The sequence below is a fragment of the Azospirillum isscasi genome, from assembly GCF_030849505.1.
Lineage (GTDB): Bacteria > Pseudomonadota > Alphaproteobacteria > Azospirillales > Azospirillaceae > Azospirillum > Azospirillum isscasi.
In genome coordinates, this window is record NZ_JAUJFI010000050.1 from 1 (window position 1) to 24,258 (window position 24,258).

The 24,258-nt window shown below is 70.2% G+C and carries 25 protein-coding genes; 15 read left to right on the plus strand and 10 right to left on the minus strand.

The window, feature by feature from the left end:
* A partial coding sequence (locus QSG27_RS12310; protein ID WP_306706505.1) for a D-alanyl-D-alanine carboxypeptidase family protein occupies positions 1 to 829 on the plus strand: 829 nt, incomplete at its 5' end.
* Between the two features lie 25 nt (positions 830 to 854).
* On the opposite strand, the gene QSG27_RS12315 is transcribed toward QSG27_RS12310, so the two are convergent.
* Entirely contained in the window at positions 855 to 1,163 is a 309-nt protein-coding gene (locus QSG27_RS12315; protein WP_306706507.1) for a SelT/SelW/SelH family protein, read from the minus strand.
* 186 nt (positions 1,164 to 1,349) lie between these two features.
* On the opposite strand from QSG27_RS12315, the gene QSG27_RS12320 reads away from it, so the two are divergent.
* The 3 genes from QSG27_RS12320 to QSG27_RS12330 all read left to right on the plus strand — a co-directional run bounded on the left by QSG27_RS12320 (position 1,350) and on the right by QSG27_RS12330 (position 4,689).
* Complete coding sequence (locus QSG27_RS12320) at positions 1,350 to 1,775, plus strand: hypothetical protein (protein WP_306706509.1); 426 nt, start codon at positions 1,350 to 1,352, stop codon at positions 1,773 to 1,775.
* Positions 1,776 to 1,913: 138 nt separating this feature from the next.
* Positions 1,914 to 2,942, plus strand: coding sequence for an ABC transporter substrate-binding protein (locus QSG27_RS12325; RefSeq protein ID WP_306706512.1), 1,029 nt, complete (start codon positions 1,914 to 1,916; stop codon positions 2,940 to 2,942).
* 19 nt (positions 2,943 to 2,961) lie between these two features.
* Positions 2,962 to 4,689: an ABC transporter permease gene (locus tag QSG27_RS12330; RefSeq protein WP_306706514.1), complete on the plus strand. Its 1,728-nt coding sequence runs from the start codon at positions 2,962 to 2,964 to the stop codon at positions 4,687 to 4,689.
* Positions 4,690 to 4,720: 31 nt separating this feature from the next.
* Here QSG27_RS12330 and QSG27_RS12335 read toward each other — a convergent pair whose 3' ends face one another.
* The gene (locus QSG27_RS12335) at positions 4,721 to 5,806 is read right to left on the minus strand and encodes an ABC transporter ATP-binding protein (protein WP_306706516.1); all 1,086 of its coding nucleotides are present in this window, start codon (positions 5,804 to 5,806) and stop codon (positions 4,721 to 4,723) included.
* 95 nt (positions 5,807 to 5,901) lie between these two features.
* Between QSG27_RS12335 and QSG27_RS12340 the strand changes: the two genes are divergently transcribed.
* Positions 5,902 to 6,999 carry an MBL fold metallo-hydrolase gene (locus tag QSG27_RS12340; RefSeq protein ID WP_306706517.1) on the plus strand — a complete coding sequence of 366 codons (1,098 nt, stop codon included), beginning with the start codon at positions 5,902 to 5,904 and terminating at the stop codon, positions 6,997 to 6,999.
* Positions 7,000 to 7,021: 22 nt separating this feature from the next.
* Here QSG27_RS12340 and QSG27_RS12345 read toward each other — a convergent pair whose 3' ends face one another.
* Complete coding sequence (locus tag QSG27_RS12345) at positions 7,022 to 7,921, minus strand: LysR substrate-binding domain-containing protein (RefSeq protein ID WP_306706518.1); 900 nt, start codon at positions 7,919 to 7,921, stop codon at positions 7,022 to 7,024.
* Positions 7,922 to 8,055: 134 nt separating this feature from the next.
* Between QSG27_RS12345 and QSG27_RS12350 the strand changes: the two genes are divergently transcribed.
* The 6 genes from QSG27_RS12350 (at position 8,056) to QSG27_RS12375 (ending at position 14,948) form a co-directional block, all read left to right on the plus strand.
* The gene (locus tag QSG27_RS12350) at positions 8,056 to 9,171 is read left to right on the plus strand and encodes an S-(hydroxymethyl)glutathione dehydrogenase/class III alcohol dehydrogenase (protein WP_306706564.1); all 1,116 of its coding nucleotides are present in this window, start codon (positions 8,056 to 8,058) and stop codon (positions 9,169 to 9,171) included.
* Between the two features lie 7 nt (positions 9,172 to 9,178).
* Positions 9,179 to 10,030, plus strand: a complete 852-nt coding sequence (gene fghA, locus QSG27_RS12355) for an S-formylglutathione hydrolase (RefSeq protein WP_306706520.1) — start codon at positions 9,179 to 9,181, stop codon at positions 10,028 to 10,030.
* Positions 10,031 to 10,189: 159 nt separating this feature from the next.
* Complete coding sequence (locus tag QSG27_RS12360) at positions 10,190 to 11,176, plus strand: TAXI family TRAP transporter solute-binding subunit (protein WP_306706522.1); 987 nt, start codon at positions 10,190 to 10,192, stop codon at positions 11,174 to 11,176.
* A gap of 92 nt (positions 11,177 to 11,268) precedes the next feature.
* Positions 11,269 to 13,344, plus strand: coding sequence for a TRAP transporter permease (locus tag QSG27_RS12365; RefSeq protein WP_306706524.1), 2,076 nt, complete (start codon positions 11,269 to 11,271; stop codon positions 13,342 to 13,344).
* A gap of 34 nt (positions 13,345 to 13,378) precedes the next feature.
* Positions 13,379 to 14,392: an N-acetyltransferase DgcN gene (gene dgcN / locus QSG27_RS12370; protein ID WP_306706526.1), complete on the plus strand. Its 1,014-nt coding sequence runs from the start codon at positions 13,379 to 13,381 to the stop codon at positions 14,390 to 14,392.
* Positions 14,393 to 14,522: 130 nt separating this feature from the next.
* Entirely contained in the window at positions 14,523 to 14,948 is a 426-nt protein-coding gene (locus QSG27_RS12375) for an NUDIX hydrolase (RefSeq protein WP_306706528.1), read from the plus strand.
* A gap of 15 nt (positions 14,949 to 14,963) precedes the next feature.
* Here QSG27_RS12375 and QSG27_RS12380 read toward each other — a convergent pair whose 3' ends face one another.
* The 3 genes from QSG27_RS12380 to QSG27_RS12390 all read right to left on the minus strand — a co-directional run bounded on the left by QSG27_RS12380 (position 14,964) and on the right by QSG27_RS12390 (position 18,449).
* The gene (locus QSG27_RS12380) at positions 14,964 to 16,211 is read right to left on the minus strand and encodes a hybrid sensor histidine kinase/response regulator (RefSeq protein ID WP_306706529.1); all 1,248 of its coding nucleotides are present in this window, start codon (positions 16,209 to 16,211) and stop codon (positions 14,964 to 14,966) included.
* Positions 16,212 to 16,413: 202 nt separating this feature from the next.
* A complete protein-coding gene (locus QSG27_RS12385; RefSeq protein WP_306706531.1) occupies positions 16,414 to 16,863 on the minus strand; it encodes a DNA polymerase III subunit chi in 450 nt (149 codons plus the stop codon).
* A gap of 83 nt (positions 16,864 to 16,946) precedes the next feature.
* The gene (locus QSG27_RS12390; protein WP_306706533.1) at positions 16,947 to 18,449 is read right to left on the minus strand and encodes a leucyl aminopeptidase; all 1,503 of its coding nucleotides are present in this window, start codon (positions 18,447 to 18,449) and stop codon (positions 16,947 to 16,949) included.
* Positions 18,450 to 18,676: 227 nt separating this feature from the next.
* Here QSG27_RS12390 and lptG point away from each other — a divergent pair, with 227 nt between their 5' ends.
* The 3 genes from lptG (at position 18,677) to pdxA (ending at position 22,370) form a co-directional block, all read left to right on the plus strand.
* Positions 18,677 to 19,771, plus strand: a complete 1,095-nt coding sequence (lptG, locus tag QSG27_RS12395; protein WP_306706535.1) for an LPS export ABC transporter permease LptG — start codon at positions 18,677 to 18,679, stop codon at positions 19,769 to 19,771.
* Positions 19,772 to 19,887: 116 nt separating this feature from the next.
* Positions 19,888 to 21,345 (plus strand): peptidylprolyl isomerase, encoded by a 1,458-nt coding sequence (locus tag QSG27_RS12400; RefSeq protein WP_306706537.1) that lies wholly within the window; start codon positions 19,888 to 19,890, stop codon positions 21,343 to 21,345.
* Complete coding sequence (gene pdxA, locus QSG27_RS12405) at positions 21,345 to 22,370, plus strand: 4-hydroxythreonine-4-phosphate dehydrogenase PdxA (protein WP_306706539.1); 1,026 nt, start codon at positions 21,345 to 21,347, stop codon at positions 22,368 to 22,370. Before QSG27_RS12400 ends, pdxA begins: the two co-directional genes overlap by 1 nt.
* A gap of 4 nt (positions 22,371 to 22,374) precedes the next feature.
* Here the strand turns inward: pdxA and QSG27_RS12410 are convergent, their stop codons facing one another.
* The 3 genes from QSG27_RS12410 to QSG27_RS12420 form a co-directional block, all read right to left on the minus strand.
* Positions 22,375 to 22,497 carry a hypothetical protein gene (locus tag QSG27_RS12410; RefSeq protein WP_306706541.1) on the minus strand — a complete coding sequence of 41 codons (123 nt, stop codon included), beginning with the start codon at positions 22,495 to 22,497 and terminating at the stop codon, positions 22,375 to 22,377.
* Positions 22,498 to 22,602: 105 nt separating this feature from the next.
* Positions 22,603 to 22,989 (minus strand): c-type cytochrome, encoded by a 387-nt coding sequence (locus QSG27_RS12415; RefSeq protein ID WP_306706542.1) that lies wholly within the window; start codon positions 22,987 to 22,989, stop codon positions 22,603 to 22,605.
* A complete protein-coding gene (locus QSG27_RS12420; RefSeq protein WP_306706543.1) occupies positions 22,986 to 23,168 on the minus strand; it encodes a DUF3553 domain-containing protein in 183 nt (60 codons plus the stop codon). Before QSG27_RS12420 ends, QSG27_RS12415 begins: the two co-directional genes overlap by 4 nt.
* 214 nt (positions 23,169 to 23,382) lie before the next feature.
* On the opposite strand from QSG27_RS12420, the gene QSG27_RS12425 reads away from it, so the two are divergent.
* Positions 23,383 to 24,027, plus strand: coding sequence for a histidine phosphotransferase family protein (locus tag QSG27_RS12425; RefSeq protein ID WP_306706545.1), 645 nt, complete (start codon positions 23,383 to 23,385; stop codon positions 24,025 to 24,027).
* 7 nt (positions 24,028 to 24,034) lie between these two features.
* Here QSG27_RS12425 and QSG27_RS12430 read toward each other — a convergent pair whose 3' ends face one another.
* Positions 24,035 to 24,208 carry a hypothetical protein gene (locus tag QSG27_RS12430; protein ID WP_306706547.1) on the minus strand — a complete coding sequence of 58 codons (174 nt, stop codon included), beginning with the start codon at positions 24,206 to 24,208 and terminating at the stop codon, positions 24,035 to 24,037.
* Positions 24,209 to 24,258 lie beyond the last annotated feature (50 nt).

Genomic DNA, 24,258 nt, shown 5'->3' on the forward strand with positions numbered 1-24,258 from the left:
GGGCCGCGTCGCCGCCGGGGCCGCCGCCGGCACCGCGGCGGGGGCCGCGGTCTTCCGTCCGGTCCACGCCTATGTGCTGATGGACGCGCAGTCGGGCCGGGTCCTCGATTCGGAAAACGCCGACACGCTGACCTATCCGGCGTCGCTGACCAAGATGATGACCCTGCTCCTGACCTTCGAGGCGCTGGAGCGGGGCACGCTGCGGCTGGACCAGGAACTGCCGGTGTCGCGCCACGCCACCAACCAGAAGCCGTCGCGCCTGAACCTCGCCGTCGGCTCGACCATCCGGGTGGAGGACGCGATCCTGGCCCTGACGGTGAAGTCCGCCAACGACGTCGCCGTCGTCCTGGCCGAGGCTCTCGGCGGCAGCGAGGAGCAGTTCGCCGAGATGATGACCGCCAAGGCGCAGGCGCTGGGCATGACCAGCACCACCTTCCGCAACGCATCCGGCCTGCCGCACAAGGAGCAGCGCACCACGGCGCGCGACATGGCCCGCCTGTCCCGCGCCGTGGTGTCCCGCCCGGCGCGGGAGTACGCCTACTTCTCGCGCACGCGCTTCGACTGGAACGGCACGGTGGTGCCCGGCCATAACCGGCTGCTGGGCCGGGTGGAAGGCTATGACGGCATCAAGACCGGCTTCATCAACCTCAGCGGCTTCAACCTCGCCGGCAGCGCTAGCCGCAACGGCCAGCGTCTGGTCGCCGTCGTCCTGGGCGGCACCACCGCCGCCGCCCGCGACCGCGAGGTCGCCGAACTGCTGGAGCAGGGCTTCGGCTCCGCGCCGCCCAAGCAGACGGTGGCCGTCACGGACGTGAAGGCCGCCCGCTGAGGCCCGCTTATCGAGGGTCCTTTTTTCAAGGGTCTGCCGGCCGCTTGCGGTCGGCGTGGCCCAGGGGCTTGTCCGGGGCGATGTGGTCGCGCACCCGCTGCTTCAGTTCGGTGATGTCGGGGAAACGCCCCTCCTCCTTGCGCGACCAGATCACCGCGTCCCCGCTGCGCACCATGAAGACGCCGCCCGTCCCGGGGATCAGGGTGACGCCGCCCAGTTCGTCTTCGAAGGTGGTCAGAAGCTCCTGCGCCATCCAGGCGGCGCGCAGCATCCAGCGGCATTGGCGGCAGTAGTCGATTTGAAGAATGGGCCGGTCTGGGGCTTCGCTGGTCACGTCCGCGCTCCTGAGGGTTCGACTTTCAGGAAGGGTGCTGCCGAACGGCGTGCCTTCCAAGCCCTTCGTGCGATTCCGTTCGAAGAAGGGAGGCGCCGACCTCCCCAGAGAGCGGTATCGCCAAAGACGTTTTGCTTCGCGGCATCATCCGGGGGTTTGCTGAAAGCCGGGCCATCGAGGTGGAGCATGCCGGCACACACCGCCAAACGCTTGTGGAACGAGGAAACGGGCTGCGGGTTCTGCATGCGGTCGGAAACCGGTTCCCTGTGGTGCCGCGGGCTGTGCCGGGACGTCTCCCTGGCCGAGCTGGTCCGTCGCGTGCGTGCGGTCCGCGACAACGCCGCCCGGCTGGAACTCTCGTCCATGCTGGCAACGCGGCGGGTGCCCCTGCACGCCGTGCCGGACGATGCCGATGCCCCTTCGGCCCGCGCCGTCCAGCGCCGGAGCGTGGCGGTGGAGCGCATGGTCCGCAGCCTGCACCGCCTGCGCAGAAGCGCCGGCGCCGTGGCGCTGTCCGCCGATCGGCTGGAAGCCACCCGGACCGCGTTGGCCGCCACCAGGGATGGACTTGCCGCCCTCCCTCTTTCCCCGGGCCGCCCCGATCGGCTATGAGGCGTAAGGCCATATGCGACGTCGCCGTCATGCGGCTGTCATGGTTCTGGCGTAAACAGGGGCCTTCGCATACCAGAGCACGCCGGAAGGGGCGGCGCTCCGGGGCGGCGGGGACGACCAGAGAGGGAAACGGGAGACATGAAGGCCAAGCGCACACACCTCGCCGCGGCGTTCGCCGCGATCGGAAGCACCATCGCGGCTGCCGCGGGCGCGCTGCTGCTGGCCCTGCCGGCCCAGGCCGCTTCAGACAAGCCGGCCGGAAAGCTGGTGCTCTACACCTCGCAGCTCGAAGCCGACGCCAAGCAGACGGTGGACGCCTTCAAGGCGAAGAATCCCGGCGTCGAGGTCGAATGGGTCCGCAGCGGCACGACGGAGCTGATGAACAAGCTCCGCGCCGAGATCGCCGCGGGCAGCCCGCAGGCCGACCTGCTGCTGATCGCCGACGCCGTGACCATGGAGTCGCTGAAGGCGGAGAAGCGTCTGCTTGCCTACAAGGACGCGCCGGTCCAGGGCTACCGCACCGGCACCCACGATCCGGACGGGACCTGGTTCGCCACCAAGCTGATCACCACCGGGATCGCCTACAACACGGCGGCGCCGATGAAGCCCTCCTCCTGGCTCGACCTGCTCAAGCCGGAGGCCAAGGGCACCACCGTGATGCCGAGCCCCCTCTATTCCGGCGCCGCCGCCATCCACATGGCCGCCGTGAAGGAGCAGCCGGACCTCGGCATGGCCTTTTACGAGAAGCTCCAGGCCAACGGCACCACCGCTGCCAAGGGCAACGGCGGCATCCTGAAGTCGGTGGCCAGCGGCGAGAAGCTGTACGGCGTCATCGTGGACTATCTGCCGATCCGCGAGCAGGCCAAGGGCGCTCCCGTCGCCTTCGTCTTCCCCAAGGAGGGCGTCAGCGCGGTGACCGAGCCGGTCGCCATCCTGAACACCACGAAGAATCCCGACGCCGCCAAGGCCTTCATCGCCTTCCTGCTGAGCAAGGAGGGGCAGGAGCTGGCCTCCCGCCAGGGCTTCCTGCCGGCGCTGCCGGGGGTGGCGGCGCCCGCCGGTTTCCCGGACACCTCGTTCATCTCGCTGATGCCCTATGATCCGGCCAAGGCGCTGAAGGACGACGAGGCCAACAAGAAGGACTTCGCCGACCTGTTCGGCGGCTGAGCCCATCCGGCGGTCGAGAATGAGCCTTGCCACCCTTGGCGACCGGCGGCCTTACCGCGCCGCCGGTCCTTTTTCCGTTTCCGGAACGCCGCTGCTGTTCGCGCTGGCCGGGCTGATCGTCCTGCTGCCGATCCTTCGGCTGGTCTGGGAGGTCGCAGGGCCGATGGCGGCGGGCGACCTGACGGCGCTGACCCGCGTGCTGAACGCCCCGATGACGTGGCGGGCGACAGGGAACAGCGTCGCCATCGCGGCGGGGGCCACGCTGGTGGCGGCGGCGCTGGGCGTGCCCTTCGCGCTGCTCTGCGGGCTGACCGACCTGCGCGGCAAGACGGCGCTGGCCTTCTGCCTGATCCTGCCGCTGATGATCCCGCCGCAGATCGTCGCCCTGTCCTGGATCCACCTCGCCGGGTCGGGCAGCCCGCTGCTGAAGCCGCTGGGCCTCGCCCCGGCGCCGGGCACGCCGAACCCCGTCTATTCCTCCGCCGGGATGATCCTGGTGATGGGGATCGAGCACGCGCCGCTGGTCTTCCTGGCGTTGCGGGCGGCGCTGCGCGCCGTGCCGCGCGATCTGGTGGAGGCCGCGCAGGCGGCGGGCGCCCGGCGCGGACGGGTGCTGCGCACCATCGTCCTGCCGCTCAGCCTGCCGGGGCTGGCCGCCGGTCTGGCCTTGTCCTTCGTGGCGGCGCTGGGGAATTTCGGGGTTCCGGCGCTGCTCGGCATCCCGGCGGGAATCCCGGTGCTGCCGACGCTGATCTATCGCCGTCTGGCGGGCTTCGGCCCGTCCGTCCTGCCGGAGGTCGCGGTGCTGGCCGTGCTGATCGGCGCCATCGCCTGCGCCGGCATCGCCGCGCAGATGGCGCTCCAGGCGCGGGTGGACGCGCGGGTGATCGGCGGTTCGTCTCCCGCGGCGGTGCTGCGGCTGGGCCGGGCGCGGCGTCCGATGGAGATCCTGTGCTGGACGGCGGTGGCGCTGATCCTGGCGGCCCCGCTGGCGGCGCTGGTTTCGACCAGCCTGATCCGGGTCTACGGATTGCCCTTGGGGGTGGAGACGGCGACGCTGGCGCATTACGCGACGGTTCTGGGGCTCGATCAGGTGGGGCGGGCCTTCGCCAACTCCTTCGTGCTGTCGGGGGTGGCGGCGGCGCTGCTGACCCTGCTGGCGATCCCGCTGGCCCACGCCATGGCCGGTCCGGGGCGGGGCGGGCGGCTGGTCCGCGCGGTCGGCGTGCTGATCGAGCTTCCGCACGCGGTGCCTGGCGTGGTGCTGGCCATCGGCTGCATCCTGGTCTTCCTGAAACCGCTGCCGCTGCTGGGCGTCAGCCTTTACGGCACGCTGGGGATCATCCTGGCGGCCTATCTGGCGCGCTTCCTGTCGCTGGCCCTGCGCCCGGCCCAGGCGGCCTGCGCCGCCCTGGACCCGGCGATGGAGGAGGCGGCGCGCGCCTGCGGCGCCGGCCCGCTGCGCCGCCTGCGCACCATCGTCGCGCCGCTGGTGGCGCCGGCGGCGGCGGCGGGCGGCGTGCTGGTGTTCCTGACGGCCTTCAACGAGTTGACCGTGTCGATCCTGCTGTGGTCGCAGGGGCGGGAGACTCTGGGCGTCGTGGTCTACGCGCTGGAGGAGGGCGGCAGCCCGACGCTCGCCGCGGCGTTGAGCGTCGTGACGATCGTGGTGGTGGTGGCGGTGCTGCTGGCGGTCGGCTGGCTGGGGCGGCGGCTGCCGGCGGGGATCATTCCCTGGCGGGGGTGAGGTTGGCGAACTGGGCCCAACTCCCGGCGCTTCACACGCTCCCCTCCGGCACCACCCACCCATCCCGCACCGCAAGCCGCAACGCCTCGCCCGGCGCCACCTGCGCGTCGCCGGCCACCCGCAGCAGCAGGCGGACGCCCGGTGCGGCCTGCGGCTCGGCCTCGACCAGCACGAAACCGCCCTTGTAGGCGGCCCGCACCACCGTCGCCATGATGGGACCGTCCGGCGCCGGTTCCAAATCCTCGGGCCGCAGGCAGACCAGCGCCGGGCCGTCCGGCTGGCCGGAGCGGCAGCGGACCAGGGCCTCGGCCCCGAACAGGCGCACCCGCACCCGCCCGTCCGTGCAGGCCCCCTCCACCACGCCGTCCACCACCGCGCCCTGGCCGACGAAGCCGGCGACCATGCGGGTCGCGGGCTCCCGGTAGAGCGTGCGGGGCGCCGCCACCTGGGCGAGCCGCCCGCGGTCGAGCACCGCGATGCGGGTCGCCAGCGCCATGGCCTCCGCCTGATCGTGGGTGACGTAGACCATGGTGGCGCCGGTCTTGGCGTGGAAATCCGCGAACTCCTCCTCCATCGCCGCGCGCAGATGCACGTCGAGGTTGGCGAGGGGTTCGTCCAGCAGAACCAGCTCCGGGCTCATCACCAGACAGCGGGCCAGGGCCACGCGCTGCCGCTGGCCACCCGACAGTTCGGCGGGGTGGCGCGCCTCGAAACCCACCAGCCCCACCGTGTCGAGCGCGGCGCGGATGCGCCGGTCCCGCTCCGCGCGGGGCACGCGGGCGGTCTCCAGCGGGTAGGCGACGTTGCCGGCCACCGTCATGTGCGGCCACAGCGCGTAGGACTGGAAGACGAGACCGATCCGCCGCTCTTCCGGCGGGACATGGGTGCCGGGACCGGACAGGGTGCGCCCGCCGACCGCGATGCGCCCGCCGTCCAGCCGCTCGAACCCGGCGACCATGCGCAGCAGCGTGCTCTTTCCGCAGCCGGACGGGCCGAGCAGGGCCAGGAACTCCCCCGCCGCCACCTCGATGGTCACGCCGTCGACCGCGGGGCCGGGCGTCCCGGCATAGTGGCGGGAGGCGGCGTCGATCGACAGGGCGGGCGTCTGGATGGTCATGGCACCGGAATTCGCGCTATTCAGGGATGCACCGAGGGATAGGCACAGTGCGGAACGGGGGCGCGATGTCAAGTGACGCTGCTATGACGGGGGCCATGACGGGGGCTGTGACGGGGCGGGGACGGAAGGTCCGGCTGCGCGCCCTGTCGGGGCTGGGGAACAAGGGACCGGCCTGCTTCCTGGCGATGGCCGGCGGGACGCGCCTGCTGCTCGACCTGGGCGAGGGGCCGGACGCCGGACGGCTGCCGCCGCTGGACGCCGCGGGGCGGGTGGACGCCATCCTGGTCACCCACACCCATGGCGACCATGCCGGCGCCCTGGGCCTGCGCCACCGGGTCGGCAGCCCGCCGGTCTACGCCACGCCGCTCGCCGCCCGCTTCCTGCCGCCGACCGTGGCGGCCCATCCGCTGCCGGTCCGCGGGACGGTGGACATCCAGGGCGTGCCGGTGACCACCGGACGGTCCGGCCACGCGCCGGGCGGGGTGTGGATTCACCTGGGCACCGCGGACGGCGGGCTGCTCTACATGGGCGACCATTCCGACGAATCGGCCCTGTACCCCTTCGACCCGCCGCCGCCCGCCCGGCGCGTGATCCTGGACGCCTCCTACGGGCTGGACGACACCCCGCAGGCGGAGCGGCTGGCCGCGCTGGAACCCTTCCTGCACGCGGGCGGCGTTCTGTTTCCGGTGGCGGCGGACGGGCGGGGGCCGGAGATGGCGCTGTGGGCGATGGACCACGGCGTCGTCCCGGCCATCGACAGCGCCCACCGCACCGCCATCGCCCATCTGCTGGCCGAGGGCGACGCCGCCCTGCATCCCGGCACGGAGGAGCGCCTGCGCCGCCTGCTCGACCGCGCCAGGGAGCCGGGCGGCCCGCGCGACGTGACCTTCGCCGCCGGCCCCAACGCCACCAGCGGCACCGCCGCCGACCTGGTGGAGCGCTGGGCCGGGCCGGGCGGGCCGGAAATCGTCTTCACCGGCTACCTCGCCGAAGGCACGCCGTCGCGGACCCTGGTAGACACCGGGCGCGCCCGCTATCTGCGCTGGAACGTCCACCCCACGCTGCGTCAGATGAAGGCGCTTGTGGCCGCCACCGGGGCGGAACTGGTGCTGCCCGCCTTCGGCGACATCCGGCACCGGGCTGGCTGGCAGGCCGCCTTCGCCCCGGCAAGCCTGGAGGGGCTGGACGGCTGACAGGCGGGGTGGCGGTTCGGCGTCAGCGGTATTCCGGCTGCCGCGCCAGCCCGTCCTTCAGATGCTGGATCAGCAGCCGCACCTTGGGCGACAAATGGCGTTGCGGCGGGTAGACCGCCCAGACGGCGGTGTTGGGCGGGCGGTGCGCCTCCAGAAGCGGCACCAGCCGCCCCGCCGTCAGATGCTCCACCACATAGTAGTCGGGCAACTGGCACAGGCCGAAGCCGCGCAGCGCGGCGTCCAGAACGGCGGTGCCGCTGTTGCAGCGCCAGCGCCCCTGGGGCCGGAACAGCCATTCCGGGCCGCCGTCCAGCGAGCCCGCGTCGAAGGTCCAGGCGTCCGCGGTGCCGGTCAGGCAGTCGTGCTCGGCAAGGTCGGCCAGCGTGCGCGGCGTCCCCCGGCGCTCCAGATAGGACGGGGCGGCGCAGAGATGCATGACCCGCGGCGCGATCCGCGTGGCGACGAGGCTCGAATCCATCAGCCGCCCCAGCCGCACCGCGAGGTCCACCCCCTCGTGCACGAGATCCAGCCGGCGGTTCGTCAGCTCGATCTCGACGCGGAGCTGGGGGTGGCGCTCCAGGAAACCGTTCACCAGCGGGACCACGAACCGCTCGCCGTAGGCCACGGCGCAGGTCAGGCGCAGCAGGCCCTTCGGCTCCGCCTGGAGGTCGCTGACGGCGAGCAGCGCCTCGTCCCGCTCCTCGATCAGGCGGCGGCAGTGGGCGAGCAGGGAGCGGCCCGCCTCGGTCAGCGTCACGCTGCGGGTGGTGCGGTAGAACAGGCGGGCCTGCAAGCGGTCCTCCAGCCGCGCCACCTGCCGGCTGACCTGCGAGGAGGAGATGCGCAGCCGCTCCGCCGCGCGGGAGAAGCCGCCGCAGTCCGCGACCGCCACGAACTCGTCGATGCCATCCCACCGGCTCACCCGCCAGACCCCCCGTTCCGCGCTGATTATCCCCATACGGCAACAATCCTCTCCAACATTGCAGCGTTGTCAACGCGCGGGGGATGCTAATTTCGATCCTCAAAGAAACGCGAACGCATGGAGACGGTGGGATGGTGAAGTCACGCGCGGCGGTGGCCTGGGAAGCGAAGCGGCCCCTGGACATCGAAGAGGTCGAGGTCGCGGCGCCCAAGCAGGGCGAGGTCCTGGTGCGCATCGTCGCCACCGGCGTCTGCCACACCGACGCCTACACCCTGTCCGGCATGGATTCGGAAGGCGTGTTCCCGGCGATCCTGGGCCATGAGGGCGCCGGCATCGTGGAGGAGGTCGGGCCGGGCGTCACCTCCGTCCAGGTCGGCGACCATGTGATCCCGCTCTACACGCCGGAATGTGGCAAGTGCAAATTCTGCCTGTCCGGCAAGACCAACCTCTGTCAGGCGATCCGCGCCACCCAGGGCAAGGGGCTGATGCCGGACGGCACCACCCGCTTCACCGTGAAGGGCCAGCCGGTGTTCCATTACATGGGCACCTCCACCTTCTCCGAATACACGGTGCTTCCGGAGATCGCGGTCGCCAAGATCAACAAGGCCGCCCCGCTGGAGAAGGTCTGCCTGCTCGGCTGCGGCGTGACCACCGGCATGGGCGCCGTGCGCAACACCGCGAAGGTCGAGCCGGGCTCGACGGTCGCCATCTTCGGCCTTGGCGGCATCGGCCTGTCGGCGATCATCGGCGCCGTCATGGCGAAGGCGTCGCGCATCATCGGCATCGACATCAACCCCGACAAGTTCGAGATCGCCAAGCAGCTCGGCGCCACCGACGTGGTGAACCCGCAGGACCACGACCGCCCGATCCAGGAGGTTCTGGTCGAGATGACCGACGGCGGCGTCGATTACAGCTTCGAATGCATCGGCAACGTGAAGGTGATGCGCGCGGCGCTGGAATGCTGCCACAAGGGCTGGGGCGAGTCGGTCATCATCGGCGTCGCCGGGGCCGGCGAGGAGATCAGCACCCGCCCGTTCCAGCTCGTCACCGGACGGGTGTGGCGCGGCTCCGCCTTCGGCGGCGTGCGCGGGCGGTCCGAGCTGCCGGATTACGTGGAGCGCTACCTGAAGGGCGAGTTCGAGCTGGACACCTTCATCACCCACACCATGGGGCTGGAGGACATCAACAAGGCCTTCGACCTGATGCACGAGGGCAAGAGCATCCGTTCCGTCATCCTCTACAACCCGTGAGGACCGGATGGACACGGGATTGACCCAGATCGCGGCGAACCGCTGCTTCGGCGGCTGGCACAAGCGCTTCCGGCACCGCTCCGCGGTGCTGGACTGCGACATGGTGTTCGCCGTCTACCTGCCGCCGCAGGCCGAGTCGGGCAAGGTGCCGGTGCTCTACTGGCTGTCCGGCCTGACCTGCACCGATGAGAACTTCATGCAGAAGGCCGGCGCCATGCGGATGGCGGCGGACCTCGGTATCGCCATCGTGGCGCCGGACACCAGCCCGCGCGGCCCCGGCGTGCCCGGCGATCCGGACGGCGCCTGGGACTTCGGGCTGGGCGCCGGCTTCTACGTCAACGCCACGCGGGAGCCCTGGGCCAAGCACTACCGCATGCACGACTATGTGGTGCGGGAGCTGCCGGAGCTGGTGGAGGCCGCACTGCCGGTGACGGACCGGCGCTCCGTCTCCGGCCATTCCATGGGCGGGCACGGCGCGCTCGTCTGCGCGCTGCGCAACCCGGGCCGCTACCGGTCCGTGTCGGCCTTCGCGCCGATCGGCAATCCGGCCAGCGTTCCGTGGGGCGAGAAGGCGTTCGAGCGTTTCTTCGGCACCGACTACGCGGCGTGGCTGGAGTGGGACAGTTGCGCCCTGCTGGGCCGGGCCACGGAGAGGCTGCCGATCCTGGTGGACCAGGGCGACGCCGACGGCTTCCTGGAGACGCAGCTGAAGCCGGAAAACCTGCAACGGGCGGCGGCGGCGGCGGGCCACCCGCTGACGCTGCGCCTGCAGCCGGGCTACGACCACAGCTATTTCTTCATCGCCAGCTTCATCGACGACCATCTGCGCCACCACGCGGCGGCGCTTCTGGAAGGCTGACGGGCGTCGTCCGGACATACGGCTTTCCCGCCGGCCCTCCCGCCGGCCCATCCTTCTCCGGAATGGGCCGTATGTCCGGGCAAGGCATCCATTCGTATCGACAAGCCTCCTACCCAAGGGCATCATTTCGTTACGACGCGAAATAATTGGGAGGTTGTCGTGAACGTCTTGTCCAAGACCCGCCGTCTGGCCTTCGCCGCCGTCGCGGGTGCGGTCGCCATCGGCGCCACCATCGCCGTGGCGCAGACCCCCGCCTTCTTCCGCATCGGCACGGGCGGCACCGCCGGCACCTACTATCCGGTCGGCGGGCTGATCGCCAACGTCATCTCCGGCACCAACGGCGGCGTGCCCGGTCTGGTTGCGACCGCCGTGGCCTCCAACGGCTCCGTCGCCAACATCAACGCGATCAACAGCGGCTCGTCCGAGTCGGGCTTCTCGCAGTCGGACGTGGCCTATTGGGCCCACACCGGCACCGGCCTGTTCGAGGGCAAGGGCAAGGTCGAGGATCTGCGGGTCATTGCCACGCTCTATCCGGAGACCATCCATCTGGTCGCCCGCAAGGACGCCAACATCAAGTCGGTCGCCGACCTGAAGGGCAAGAGGGTGTCGCTGGACGAGCCGGGGTCGGGCACGCTGGTCGATTCGCGCATCGTTCTGGGCGCCTTCGGCCTGACCGAGAAGGACGTGAAGGCGGAGTATCTGAAGCCGGGTCCGGCGGGCGACCGCCTGCGCGACGGCGCTCTCGACGCCTACTTCTTCGTCGGCGGCTATCCGACCGGCGCCATTTCGGAGCTGGCGACCTCTTCGGGCATTTCGCTGGTCCCGATCACCGGGCCGGAAATCGACAAGATGCTGGCCCAGTACCAGTTCTTCGCCAAGGACAAGGTTCCGGCCAACACCTACAAGGACGTGCCCGAGACGGCGACGATCTCGGTCAACGCCCAGTGGCTGACCAGCGCCAAGCAGCCGGACGACCTCGTCTACAACATCGTCAAGACGCTCTACAACGAGAAGAGCCGCGCCGCGCTCGACGCCGGCCACGCCAAGGGCAAGCTCGTCACGCTGCAGACGGCGACCAACGGCCTGGGCATCCCGCTGCATCCGGGGGCGGAGAAGTTCTACAAGGAGCAGGGCGTCCTGAAGTAGGGCGCGGTCCGGCTATCACAATCAACCCTCTCCCTCCGGGGAGAGGGGACTTTGAACACGCCCGGACCCGCCCGTAATCATCTGGAGCATCCATGACGGATACCCATCGCGACCCGCCGCCCGATCTCCGGCTGGAGCCCGCGTCCATGGAACTCGACGAGGCCAAGGCACGGGAGCTTGAGGAGAAGTTCGACTCCGAAATCCGCTTCCGGCCCCTGTCGCCGCTGGCCGGAACGCTGGTCGGCGGGCTGCTGATCGTGCTGTCGCTGTTCCACTATTACACCGCGGGTTTCGGCCTTCTGCCGGAAATGGAGCACCGCGGCATCCACCTGTCCTTCGTGCTGGGCCTCGTCTTCCTGGTCTTCCCCTTCACCAGGCGCGGCTATGGCGAGCCGGTGATGGGCACCCTGCTGCGCCCGCTGGGCATCGGCTTGCAGGACTGGGCGCTGGCCATCGGAGCGGTGGCGGCGGTGATGCATGTCCCGCTGATCCCGCTGGACGATCTGGCCTTCCGCGTCGGCAACCCGACCGCCACCGACGTGATCCTCGGCTCCATCCTGATCGTCGTGCTTCTGGAGGCGACGCGCCGGTCGGTCGGCTGGCCGCTGCCGATCATCGCCACGATCTTCATGGGCTACGCGATCTGGGGGCCGCAGATGCCGGGGCTGCTGAAGCATCCCGGCGCCACGGTGTCGCAGCTCGTCGATCACCTGTACCTGACGACGCAGGGCGTCTACGGCATCGCGCTGGGCGTGGTGGCGACCTACGTCTTCCATTTCGTTCTGTTCGGCGTCTTCGCCACGCGCATCGGTCTGGGGCAGCTCTTCCTCGACTGCGCGGCCTGGGTGGCCGGACGATACGCGGGCGGCCCCGCCAAGGTCGCCATCTTCGGGTCGGCGCTGTTCGGCATGATCTCCGGCTCCTCGGTCGCCAACACGGTGACGGTGGGCTCGCTGACCATCCCGGCCATGAAGCGGCTGGGCTACAAGCCGCATTTCGCCGCCGCGGTGGAATCCACGGCCTCCACGGGCGGGCAGATCACCCCGCCGATCATGGGCGCCGCCGCCTTCCTGATGATCGAATTCCTGGGCCTGCCCTACACGACCATCATCCTGGCGGCCATCGTCCCGGCCTTCATGCATTTCTTCGGCGTGCTGGTGCAGGTGCATTTCGAGGCCAAGCGCAACGGCCTGCGCGGTCTGCGCCCCGACGAGATGCCGGACCTGAGGGCGGCCTTCCGCCGCGACTGGCCGACGGTCATCCCGCTGGTGGTGCTGATCGGCGTCCTGATCGCCGGCTATACGCCCTATATGGCGGCCTTCTGGGGCATCACCCTGTGCATTGCGGTCGGCCTGCTGAATCCGCGCAAGCGCATGACCATCCGCGAGGTGCTGGAGGGCTTGCGCGACGGCGCCAAATACGCGCTGGCGGTCGGTGCCGCCGCCGCCACGGTGGGCATCATCGTGGGCGTGGTCACGCTGACCGGCGTGGGCTTCAAGATCTCCTACATCGTCACCTCCACCGCGGGTGAGATGGCGGTCTGGGCGGGAGCCTTCCTGCCGGGCTGGCTGGCCGACGCCAAGGGCCTGACCCTGCTGTTCACGCTGGTCATGACCGGCGTGGTCTGCATCCTGATGGGCTGCGGCATCCCGACGACCGCCAACTACATCATCATGGCGACCATCGCCGCCCCGGCGCTGGGGCTGCTGGGCGTGGCGCCGATCGTCGCGCATTTCTTCGTCTTCTATTACGGCGTGCTGGCCGACATCACCCCGCCGGTGGCGCTGGCCGCCTACGCCGCGGCGGGCATGGCCGGGGCGGACCCCTTCAAGACCGGCAACACGGCCTTCCGGCTGGGTCTGGCGAAGGCGCTGGTGCCCTTCGTCTTCGTCTTCTCGCCGTCGCTGCTGCTGGTGGCGCCGGGCTTCAACTGGCCGGATTTCTTCATCGCCTTCATCGGCTGCATCGTCGGCATCGTCTGCCTGGGCGCCACGCTGACCGGCTGGCTGCTGACCACCATGCGGACGTGGGAGCGGGTGATGCTGGGTCTGGCCGCCATACTTCTGGTGACGCCGGAACTGTACTCGTCGCTTCTTGGGCTGGCGCTGATCGTGCCCGTCCTGCTCCGCCAGATGTCCGCCCGCCGCCTGATGTCCGAGCCCGCTTGACGCCACCATCCGGTCTTTTCGAGAGAACCCGACCATGAACATTCCCCACCCCTACCTGATGTTCCTCGGCGACGTGCAGGACCAGCTCGGCGCCAAGACGGCTCAGGGCATCGTGGACTGGCGGCCCGACTGGTGCCTGGGCCAGATCCGGCTGGAGGGCTGCAAGGCCGACCTCGGCATTCCCGACATAACCATCGCGGAGGCGGCGGGGCAGGGCGCCCGGACGCTGGTGGTCGGCGTGGTGAACGCGGGCGGCGTCCTGCCGGAGCATTGGACCAGCGCCATCGTCCAGGCCATCGAGGCCGGCATGGACGTGGCCAGCGGCCTGCACACCCGGCTGGAGAGCGTCCCGGCCATCGCCGAGGCCGCCGCCCGCCTTGGCCGCCAGCTTTTCAACGTCCGCCATTCCGACCAGCGTTTCGCCACCGGCAAGGGGACCAAGCGCCCGGGCCTGCGGCTGCTGACCGTCGGCACCGACTGCTCCGTGGGCAAGAAGTACACCGCGCTGGCTCTGGAGAAGGAAATGCGCGCCCGCGGCCTGGACGCGGATTTCCGCGCCACCGGCCAGACCGGCGTGTTCATCTCCGGACGCGGGGTGGCCATCGACGCGGTGGTGGCGGACTTCATCTCCGGCGCGGTGGAGTGGATCGCTCCGGCGGCGGACCCGGCCCACTGGGACCTGATCGAAGGGCAGGGCTCGCTCTACCACCCCTCCTTCGCGGGGGTGTCGCTGGGCTTGCTGCACGGCGCGCAGCCGGACGCCTTCGTCGTCTGCCACGAGCCGACGCGGACCACCATGCGCGGCGTCCAGCACCCGCTGCCGTCGATCCAGGAGGTGATCGACCTGACGGTCCGCTGCGGCCGGCTGACCAACCCCGCCATCCGTCCGGTCGGCATCGCCATCAACACCAAGGCCTATGGCGAGGACGAGGCCCGCGCCTGTCTGGAGGCGGCGGCCAGGGCCCACGGCCTGCCGGCCACCGACCCTATCCGTTTCGGCGTAGCCGAAATTATTGATCGTCTGTCGGAAGAATTTCCCACGACGTAACGTTATTAGGAGATGATCATTGTAACGATGGGCGGCACGGATCGCAGCCGCCCACCGTCATATTGAGACATCGCCCGCCATCCCGTTCAGCCGAATTGGATCGCGGGTCCGGCCTCCCCACTTGGACATGATGAGCAACCGTACCCCCGCCACCCAATACGCCGCCCTTCCTTTCCGCCTTCGCAACGGCCGGCCGGAAATCCTGCTGGTCACGTCGCGGGAAACCCGGCGGTGGATCATTCCGAAGGGGTGGGCGGAGGAGGGCGTCAAGCCCGCCGCCATGGCGGCGCGGGAAGCCTATGAGGAAGCCGGCGTCCGGGGCAGCGTCGATCACCGTCCCTTCGGCAATTACCGCTACATGAAGCGGTTGAGCGCGAACAAATCGGTCCTGTGCGCCGTCACCGTCTTCCTGCTGGAAGTCGATGAAGTGCTCGACGACTGGCCCGAGAAGGACGAGCGCGAGCGCCGCTGGCTGACTCCGGCCCAGGCCGCCATGGCCGTGGGGGAAAGCGCCCTTGTGGAAATGCTGCTGCGGCTGGGCATTCCTACGGACTGAGCCGGCTCCGTCCCCTTACAGCGCCCGTGATTCCTTGACGCCCGCAATGGGCGGGGCGGTCAGGCGGGCGGCGGGCAGGAGGATGGTCACGGTCGTGCCGCGCCCCGGCGCGCTGTCCAACTCCACGCTGCCGCCGTGCAGTTCGGCGAAGCGGCGGACGATGGGCAGGCCCAGCCCGATCCCCTCATGCTGACGCACCAGCGAGCGTTCGGCCTGTATGAAGGGGCTGAAGACGTGATCGACGATGTCCGGCGGGATGCCCGGGCCGTCGTCGGTCACGGAAATGGCGACCATCCCGGCCTGGAGCGCGATGCGGGCCGTGACGTGGCCGCCCCGGTGACCGAACTTCACCGCGTTGTCCAGCAGATGGACCACCATCTCCCCCAGGCGGCGCTGGTCGGCCCGCAGGGTGACGGGCGGACCGGGCTGGAGCGTGATCGTCTGCGCCTTGGCCTGCGCCTTGGGGCCGAGAAGGGCGATGCAGCCGGTCAGCAGGCCGGGCAGGTCGATGGCCGACTCGGCAAGGTCGATGCCGCCGGAGCCGCGCGTGAAATCCAGGATGTTGTTGACCATGCCGAGCAGCGCCTTGCCGCTCTCCTCGATCAGCCGGACATAGTCCATGTAATCGCGGTGGCCGAGCGGTCCGTGCGCTTCGCTGGACAGCACCTCGGCAAAGCCGATGATGGCGTTCAGCGGCGTGCGCAACTCGTGGCTGGTCACCGACAGGAAGTCCAGCTTGGCCCGGTCGGCCTGCCGCGCGGCGTCGAGGGCGGCGCTCAGTTCCGCCGTGCGCTCCGACACGCGGCGCTCCAGCCCGCGGTTCTGCTCCGCCGCGCGCTGGTAGAGCTTGCGGATCTCCAGCATGTTGCGCACGCGGTGCAGCAGTTCCCAGGAAATGAAGGGCTTCGTGAGAAAGTCGTTGGCGCCCAGTTCCAGCGAACGCCGCCGCGTTTCCTGGTCGGTGTGGGCGGTCAGCACCAGGACGGGCACGTAATCGTCGCCGTGGATGGCGTTGATCCGCTCCATCAGGTCGAAGCCGCTCATGTACGGCATGCGGATGTCGATCAACAGCAGGTCGAACCGCTGCGCCTCGCACAGGGCCGGAACCCGGCGGGGGTCGGTTTCCCCCCGGACCGCGGTGTAGCCGTCGTGGACCAGGATTTCGCGCAGCAGATCGACGTTCGACTGGTTGTCGTCGACGATCAGGACGGCGGCCTCCTTCACGTCCCGCGCAAGGGTCGGATCAAGGGTGCTGCGTGTCATGGACGCGCCGTCTTTGCCCTTCGAACGCGCCGTGCCATGTCGCCCTCCACCCAAACGCTGCACCACCGGATTTTACGCGTATTAGATTAACCTTGCGTGCGGGAGGGCCGTCAAGGTCGGTGGTGACGAATGAATGCACAATTCAGGCAGGTTAGCGGTATCATTTGAAGATCCCTGCCAAAGCCTACCGCTGTTCTTGGAATTACGCGCGTTTTTCCCAGCCGCCGCGGTCGTTCTGCTGCCAGTAGGTGAGGGCGTGGCCGGCGGCCTTGCAGGTCTTCCAGCGGTCCCGCGCGGCCAGCACCGCCTCGCCGTCGTTGCCGTCGAACAGGTCGCAGACGAGGTCGAAGGACCCCATCGCCGCGCTGGTCACCCCGTCCACCAGGACCAGGACGGTGGCCCCGTTGGGGTTCTCCTCCTCGGCGGTCAGCCAGACCGGCTGGTCGGCGGCGAAGCCGTCGCGTGCGGCGCCGTGGGGCAGGAAGGACGAGGGGTCGTAGGTCCACAAATGTTGATTGAGCGCGTCCACCCGCTCCGGCGAGCCGGCCAGGACGACGGCGCGCCAATTGCGCTCCAGGACCTTCTCCAGGATCTTCGGCAACGCCTGTTCGAGCGTGCGCCGCTGGAGGTGATAGAAACGGACCTCGGTCATGGCATCGCCGTCATGGACTCCTGCGGCCCGTAAGTCCTTCCGGCGGGCGCCGCCCTCTGAGCGGCGCCCGCCGGACGGGGACCTCACTTGCCTTCGTGATAGCTCGCCACGAAGCGGTCGAGCAGGCGGACGCCGAAGGCGGTGCCGCCCTTCGGCACGGTGGCGGTGTCCTTCTTGGACCAGGCGACGCCCGCGATGTCGATGTGCGCCCAGGGCAGGTCGTTGACGAAGCGCTTCAGGAACTGCGCCCCGACGATGCTGCCGGCCCCGCGGCCCGACCCGACGTTCTTCATGTCGGCGATGTCGGAGTTGATGTCCTTGTCGTAGGCGTCGCCCATCGGCAGGCGCCACAGCGGCTCGCCCACCGACTTGCCGGCGGCCAGCAGGTTTTCGGCCAGCCAGTCGTCGTTGGCGAACAGACCCGCATGCTCATGGCCCAGCGCGATGATGACCGCGCCGGTCAGGGTGGCGAGGTCCACCAGCAGGCGCGGCTTGAAGGTCTCCTGCGCGTAGGTCAGGCAGTCGGCCAGGACGAGGCGGCCTTCGGCGTCGGTGTTGATGACCTCGATGGTCTGGCCGGACAGGGAGGTCACCACGTCGCCGGGGCGCTGCGCGGTGCCGGACGGCATGTTCTCCACCAGACCGACGATGCCGACGGCGTTGACCTTCGCCTTGCGGGCGGCCAGCGCGCGCATGGTGCCGATGACCACCGCGGCGCCGCCCATGTCCCACTTCATGTCCTCCATCCCGGCGGCGGGCTTGATGGAGATGCCGCCGGTGTCGAAGGTCACGCCCTTGCCGATGAAGGCCAGCGGGCGGCGGCCCTCGGCGTCCGGGGCGCCGTCCCAGCGCAGCACGACCACGCGCGGCTCGAAGGCGCTGCCCTGGGCGACGCCGATCAGGGCGCCCATGCCCAGCTTCCTCAGCTTCTTGAGGTCCAGCACCTCGACCTGCAGGCCGACGTCGGTCAGGTCCTTGCAGCGGTCGGCGAGGCTTTCCGGATTCAGGACGTTGGCCGGCTCCGACACCAGATCGCGGGTGTAGGCGACGGACTCGGCCAGCGGCTCCAGCCGGACGTGGGCGCGCTTGGCGGCGTCCGGCTCCGCGGTCAGGATGGTGATCTTCCGCAGGGAGGGCTTGGCCTCCTTCTTCTCGGTCGTCCGGTACTTGTCGAACCGGTAGGAGCGGAGCTGCGCGCCGAAGGCCAGTTCCGCCGCCGCCGCGTCGGGGGCCACGGTGCCGCCGTCCGGCAGGTCGAGCAGAATGGAAACCTCCGTCTCGCCGGACTTGTCCAGCGCCGCGACGATGGCGCCGCCGGTGGCCTGGAGGGTGGCGTCGGACAGATCCTCGCCCTTGCCGATGCCGACCAGAAGGACGCGGTCGAACTCGACCCCCGCGGGGGCGAGGATGGTCAGCGTCTCCTCCTTCTTGCCGGTGAAGCGGCTGGCCTTCATGGCGCGGGACAGCGTGCCGCCCGTCTTCTGGTCGAGATCCTGCCCCGCGGCGCCGAGCGCGCGTTCGGTGGCGACGGTGACGGCGACGGTGCCGGACTTGGGCAGCGCGGGCTTCGCAAAGGCGAACTTCATCGGCTCCTCTCGGGCTCCTCTCGGCAGGGGAAAGCCGGCGCGCGGGCGCCGGGACGGGTGGGATCGATCAGCAACCACTCTGGGATAAAGACCTTCCCGTGCGCCCTGTCAAGGCGGGGACCGGTTGTTTCCCGCGCCCTTCCGCAGTACATAGCCCCGGCACGCCGCGGTGGAAGCCCCCGGCGCGCCGCGTACCGCCCGTCGATCGGCCGGGGAGGCCGGAGCCCATGTATTCATCCGCCACGCTGTCGCGCTACATCGGGCGCCAGTTCGTCACCTGGTTCCTGCTGCTGCTCGGCATCCTGCTGTCGATCATCCTGCTGCTCGACATCGTGGAGCTGCTGCGCCGCGCCGGCACCAAGCCGGACATCACCTTCTGGCTGGTCGTCCGCATGGCCTTGCTGAAGCTGCCGGAGATCGGCCAGCAGATCTTTCCCTTCGTGATCCTGTTCAGCGGCATGTTCACCTTCTGGCGCCTGACCCGCAGCGCGGAGCTGGTGGTGGCCCGCGCGGTCGGCGTGTCGGCGTGGCAGTTCCTGACCCCGGTGCTGATCGCCGCGCTGATGATCGGTGCCGTGAAGGTGACGATGATCAACCCGGTCGGTGCGGTCTTCATCGCCAAGTACAACCAGCTTCAGGATCGTTACCTGAAACTGAAGTCGAGCAGCTTCGACGTCTCGCGCAGCGGCCTCTGGCTGCGCCAGCAGGAAGCGGGGGAGCAGTACTTCATTCACGCCGACGGGGTGAATCCGCTGTCCTTCGAGATGTCGCAGGTGATCGTCCTGCGCTTCGACACCAACATGACCTACATCGGGCGGGTGGATGCGCCCCGCGCCGTTCTGCGCGACCGGAAGTGGGAGCTGCAGGACGCCACGATCAACCTGGGCAAGAAGGAATCGGAGACGGTCCCCACCTACGTCATCCCGACGGAGCTGAACCGGACCACCATCGAGGAGAGCTTCGCCTCGCCGGAAACCATCTCCTTCTGGGAGCTGCCGCAGTTCATCCGCACGCTGGAGGCCACCGGATTCCCGGCGGTGCGGCACCGCCTGCATTACCAGTCGCTGTGGTCGCAGCCCCTGCTCTACGTGGCGATGGTGCTGTTCGCCGCGGCCTTCTCGCTGCGGCTGCCGCGGCGCGGCGGCACCATGACGATGGTGTCCGGCGGCGTCCTGACCGGGTTCGTCCTGTTCGTGATGACCGACGTGATCCGCACCTTCGGCATCTCCGAAACCATCCCGCTGGCCATGGCGGCCTGGAGCCCGGCCTGCGTCAGCGTGCTGCTGGGCACCGCGGCGCTGCTGCATCTGGAGGACGGCTGATTCCCGCCGCCCGGTCTTTGGACACAATTCCGTTCCAGGATGCGGTCCACGATTCCGTTTACACGCGCCCGGGCGGGCCGTATTAAACGGCAACCACCTCTGGAGTCTGGAGCACCATGCAGAGTTTGCGAGCCGTCCGGTCTGCCTTCGCCGTGGCGACCGCCTGCGCCCTTCTTGCCGCCGGAGCGCCCGCCGCCGCCCAGACGCGCGCCCCGAACGCTCCGAACGCGCCAGTGGGGGGACCGGCGGCGGGGACGCAAGGCCCCGCGGAACGCATCGCCGCCGTCGTGAACGACGAGGTCGTCTCGCTGTCCGACGTGCACGCGCGAATCCGCCTCGCTCTGCTGAACGCGGGCGCCCAGGACAGCGCGGAGACGCGCCAGCGCCTGACCCCGCAGGTGCTCCGCCAACTGATCGATGAGCGGCTCCAGTTGCAGGAGGCCAAGCGTCTCGGCGTCTCGGTCCCGGCGAAGGATATCGACGAGGCGATCGGCCGCATCGCCGAACAGAACCGGATGGGCCGCCCGCAGCTCGAAGCCCTGCTGAAGACCCAGAACGTCCCGCTTTCCACCCTGCGCGAGCAGGTGCGCGCGCTGCTGTCCTGGCAGCGGGTGATGCAGCGCCGCATCCGGCAGGAGGTGGTGATCGGCGACGAGGAAATCGACGCCGTGATGCAGCGCATCAAGGCCAACATCGGCAAGCCGGAATATCTGGTCGCCGAAATCTTCCTGGCCGTGGACAGCCCCGACCAGGACGAGGAGGTGCGCCGCAACGCCGACCGTCTGGTGGAGGAGGTGCGCCGTGGCGGCAACTTCGCCGCGCTGGCCCGCCAGTTCTCGCAGTCCGCCGGCGCCGCCGCGGGCGGCGACATGGGCTGGGTCCGCACGGGCGAGCTGAACGCGGAGCTGGACAAGACCCTGTCCACCATGCGCGCCGGCCAGCTTTCGGCGCCGGTCCGCACGGCCACCGGCTATCACGTCCTGCTGGTGCGCGACCAGCGCCCCTTCGGCAGCACCGCCTCCAGCGCCCCGCCGCCGGCCCCGCCGCCGCAGCCGCGCCCCCAGCCGAAGCCCGATCTGGCCAAGGCCAAGGTCAACATGAAGCAGATCGTCATCCCCGCCCCCTCGAAGGAGGAGCTGAAGACGGTCCAGGCCCAGGCCGAGAAGCTGCGCAAGTCGATCAAGAGCTGCGCCGACTTCGACGAGAAGGCGCGGGCCATGGGCATCCCGGAATCGGGCGACATGGGCACGATGCGGGTGAAGGATCTGGCGCCGGGCCTGCAGCAGCTCGCCGTCGGCATCCCGCTGGGCCAGCCCAGCCCGGTGCTGATGAGCCCCGGCGGCGCCATCATCCTGATCGTCTGCAAGCGCGACGTGCCGATGATCGAGCCGCCGCCGGCCCCCGAGCCGCAGCCGGTGGCCGCCCCGGCCCCGCCGCCCATCGACCCGAAGGACATCAAGATGCCGCCGCGCGAGGAGATCGAGCGCGACCTCATCAACGAGCGCGCGGACCTGCTGGCCCGCCGTTACCTGCGCGACCTGCGCCGCACCGCCTTCGTGGAGGTCCGCAACTGATGACCGCATCCGGCGTCCGGCCGCCGCTCGCCCTGACCATGGGCGAGCCGGCGGGGATCGGCGGCGAGATCGCTCTGAAGGCCTGGGCGGCCCGCGCGGACGGCGCGGTGCCGCCCTTCGTCCTTCTGGACGATCCCGGTCGCCTGGAGGCTCTCGCCGCCCGGCTCGGCCTGCCGGTTCCGGTCAAGCCGGTGGGCAGCGCCGCCGAGGCCGCGGCGCTGTTCGGCGCGGCCCTGCCGGTGCTGCCGCAGCCGCTGGCGGCGCCGGTCGTGCCGGGCCGCCCCGACCCGGCCAACGGGGCCGCGGTGATCGCCAGCATCGACCGGGCGGTCGAACTGGTGCGCCGGGGCGAGGCGTCGGCGGTCGTCACCAACCCGATCCAGAAGTCGGCGCTCTACGCCGCCGGCTTCCGCCATCCCGGGCACACGGAATATCTGGCGCATCTGGCCGGGCTGGCGGCCGGGCTGGTGGACGAGCCGGTGATGATGCTGGCCGCCCGGGATTTGCGCGTCGTGCCGGTGACCATCCACGTCTCGGTCCGCGACGCGGTGAACCTGCTGACCCGGGAGGCGATCCGGCACGCCGGGCGGGTCACGGCGGCGGCGCTGGTCCGCGACTTCGGCATCGCGCGGCCCCGTCTGGCCGTCGCCGCGCTGAACCCGCACGCGGGGGAGGGTGGCGCCATGGGGCGGGAGGAGATCGACATCATCGCCCCGGCGGTCGCCGACCTGCGGGCGGAGGGCATCGACGCGGTGGGGCCGCGGCCCGCCGACACGCTGTTCCACGCGGCGGCGCGCGGCGGCTACGACGCGGCGCTGTGCATGTACCACGACCAGGCGTTGATCCCGCTGAAGACCATCGATTTCGATACGGGGGTCAACATCACGCTGGGGCTGCCCTTCGTCCGCACCTCGCCGGACCACGGGACGGCGCTGGACATCGCCGGCACGGGCAAGGCCGGCGCGTCGAGCCTGATCGCCGCCTTGAAGGCGGCGGAGGCCATGGCCGCCCGCCGCCGCTCCTGAACTCTCAGAGGCGGACCGAACTGCTGGAGAAGCGGGTCGCCGAGCTGTGGTCGACGGAGGTCAGCGCGACGGACGCGCCGATGGCGATGACGATGGCGGCGGCGAAGCCGAGCAGCATGGCTTTCATGGGGGCGGGCGCTCCTGGGACCGGTTTGGGATTTGGCGCAACCGCGCCTTTTTCCAAGACCATAGGCGGGCCGGACCGCGCTTTCAACCACACTCGCCGCAAGGCTCACGGCGCCGTCGCGTCCTTCAGATAGGCGATCAGATCGCGCCGGTCGGAGTCGCTGGTGATGGTCTGGAGCGGCATCTTGCTGCCGGGGGTCATCACGTCGGGGCCGATTTCGAACAGCCGGGCCACCGCCGCCTCGTCCCAGACGATCCCGCTGTTCCTCAGCGCGGGGGAGTAGTGATAGCCCTCCACCGCCCCGGCGGGGCGCCCGAACAGCTTCCACAGCGTCGGGCCGGCGCGGTTGCCGCCGTCCGGGGTCAGGGTGTGGCAAAAGGCGCAGGCGCGGAACAGCGTCTTCCCGCGTTCCGGGTCGGGCGCGTCGCCGCCCAGCGCCGGCCCCCCGGCCACGAGCATGAGGAGGGAGGCCAGCAGCAGCCGTCCCCTCATGGCGCGTCGTCCGGGTCGGTGACGGTCAGGGAGACCACCGACGTGTTGATCAGCAGTTTCCCCGCATGCTCGAAATTCACGGTGACGCGGTCGCCGATGGCGGACTGCACCTGCCCCAGACCCCAGTCGGGGCGGGCGGGGTGGCGCACCCAGGCGCCGGGAACCAGTGAATCGTCCATGCCGCGCCTCCTGCATCCGCCGGATTCGGTTATCGCTTTCGCGGGATGACCGCGGAAAAGCGGCGGCATCCCCGACCATGGGATGATACAAACGGACATCGCCGCCGGCCCTCCCATGGAACACCGGCATGCTACAGAATACCGCCCGGCCAGGGGAAGTTCCCGCCGCCGCCGCATGGCCGACGACCGGCCGTCAACGATCTGGAGACCTCCCGTGCCGCTGGACATCCGCGTGATCGAGCTTGTCGCTTCCCGCATCTGCCACGACCTCGTGAGCCCGGTGGGAGCGATCCGCAACGGGCTGGAACTGATCGAGGAAATGGAGGACGAACCCGCCGGGGGCTTCCTGGGCGAGGCGGTGAAGCTGATCGAGCATTCCTCGGGGCAGGCCGACCGGCGGCTGCGCGTCTTCCGGCTCGCCTACGGCCTTGCCGGGCGGGAGCAGAAGGGCTTCGGCGACACCCGGACCTCGGCGCAGGGGCTGCTGGAGGGCGGGCGCACCACGCTGGACTGGCCGGCGGGCGTGCCGAACGACCAGCTCGCCTTCAAGCGGGGGGCGGCGAAGGTGCTGCTGAACGTCATCATCCTGGCCGACGAGGCGCTGACCCACGGCGGCACCATCACCGTCGCGGCGGAGGGGGACGAGCAGACGGGCCGCTTCACCATCACCGCCGCCGGGCGCCCCGGCGCCCTGAAGGAGGAGGCCGCGGCGGCGCTCGCCGGCACGGTGGCCGCCGCCGACCTGACGCCGCGCAGCATCCACGCCTACATGACCGGGCGCTTCGCCGAGGACGACGGCTACCGTGTCGCCGCCACCCCCGCCGGGCCGGACCGTCTGGTCTTCACCGTGGAGTGGTGAGCGGCCCCTACAGGGGTTTGGAGATCCGCGCCTCGACCGCCACCTGTTCCGTCCCGCCGCCGGTCTGGTGCGCGGCGGTCCGAAGCTCGACCACGATGCCGTGGCGGGCCGCCTCGGCCAGGACGCGGTTCAGGTCCGCGACAGCGGCGCGCACGGCCCGCGCCAGTTCCTCGTCGGTCATGGGTTCCTTTCCTCGCCGTCAGTCCCGCGGGGCTGTGACTATGCGTGCGG

Coding starts and splice junctions, on each gene's coding strand:
- QSG27_RS12330 (WP_306706514.1), top strand. CDS start 2,962: ATGAGCCTTGCCACCCTTGGCGACCGGCGGCCTTACCGCGCCGCCGGT.
- QSG27_RS12375 (WP_306706528.1), top strand. CDS start 14,523: ATGAGCAACCGTACCCCCGCCACCCAATACGCCGCCCTTCCTTTCCGC.
- QSG27_RS12320 (WP_306706509.1), top strand. CDS start 1,350: ATGCCGGCACACACCGCCAAACGCTTGTGGAACGAGGAAACGGGCTGC.
- QSG27_RS12390 (WP_306706533.1), bottom strand. CDS start 18,449: ATGAAGTTCGCCTTTGCGAAGCCCGCGCTGCCCAAGTCCGGCACCGTC.
- lptG (WP_306706535.1), top strand. CDS start 18,677: ATGTATTCATCCGCCACGCTGTCGCGCTACATCGGGCGCCAGTTCGTC.
- QSG27_RS12420 (WP_306706543.1), bottom strand. CDS start 23,168: ATGGACGATTCACTGGTTCCCGGCGCCTGGGTGCGCCACCCCGCCCGC.
- QSG27_RS12400 (WP_306706537.1), top strand. CDS start 19,888: ATGCAGAGTTTGCGAGCCGTCCGGTCTGCCTTCGCCGTGGCGACCGCC.
- QSG27_RS12335 (WP_306706516.1), bottom strand. CDS start 5,806: ATGACCATCCAGACGCCCGCCCTGTCGATCGACGCCGCCTCCCGCCAC.
- QSG27_RS12410 (WP_306706541.1), bottom strand. CDS start 22,497: ATGAAAGCCATGCTGCTCGGCTTCGCCGCCGCCATCGTCATCGCCATC.
- QSG27_RS12415 (WP_306706542.1), bottom strand. CDS start 22,989: ATGAGGGGACGGCTGCTGCTGGCCTCCCTCCTCATGCTCGTGGCCGGG.
- QSG27_RS12380 (WP_306706529.1), bottom strand. CDS start 16,211: ATGACACGCAGCACCCTTGATCCGACCCTTGCGCGGGACGTGAAGGAG.
- QSG27_RS12365 (WP_306706524.1), top strand. CDS start 11,269: ATGACGGATACCCATCGCGACCCGCCGCCCGATCTCCGGCTGGAGCCC.
- dgcN (WP_306706526.1), top strand. CDS start 13,379: ATGAACATTCCCCACCCCTACCTGATGTTCCTCGGCGACGTGCAGGAC.
- fghA (WP_306706520.1), top strand. CDS start 9,179: ATGGACACGGGATTGACCCAGATCGCGGCGAACCGCTGCTTCGGCGGC.
- QSG27_RS12385 (WP_306706531.1), bottom strand. CDS start 16,863: ATGACCGAGGTCCGTTTCTATCACCTCCAGCGGCGCACGCTCGAACAG.
- pdxA (WP_306706539.1), top strand. CDS start 21,345: ATGACCGCATCCGGCGTCCGGCCGCCGCTCGCCCTGACCATGGGCGAG.
- QSG27_RS12340 (WP_306706517.1), top strand. CDS start 5,902: ATGACGGGGGCTGTGACGGGGCGGGGACGGAAGGTCCGGCTGCGCGCC.
- QSG27_RS12430 (WP_306706547.1), bottom strand. CDS start 24,208: ATGACCGACGAGGAACTGGCGCGGGCCGTGCGCGCCGCTGTCGCGGAC.
- QSG27_RS12325 (WP_306706512.1), top strand. CDS start 1,914: ATGAAGGCCAAGCGCACACACCTCGCCGCGGCGTTCGCCGCGATCGGA.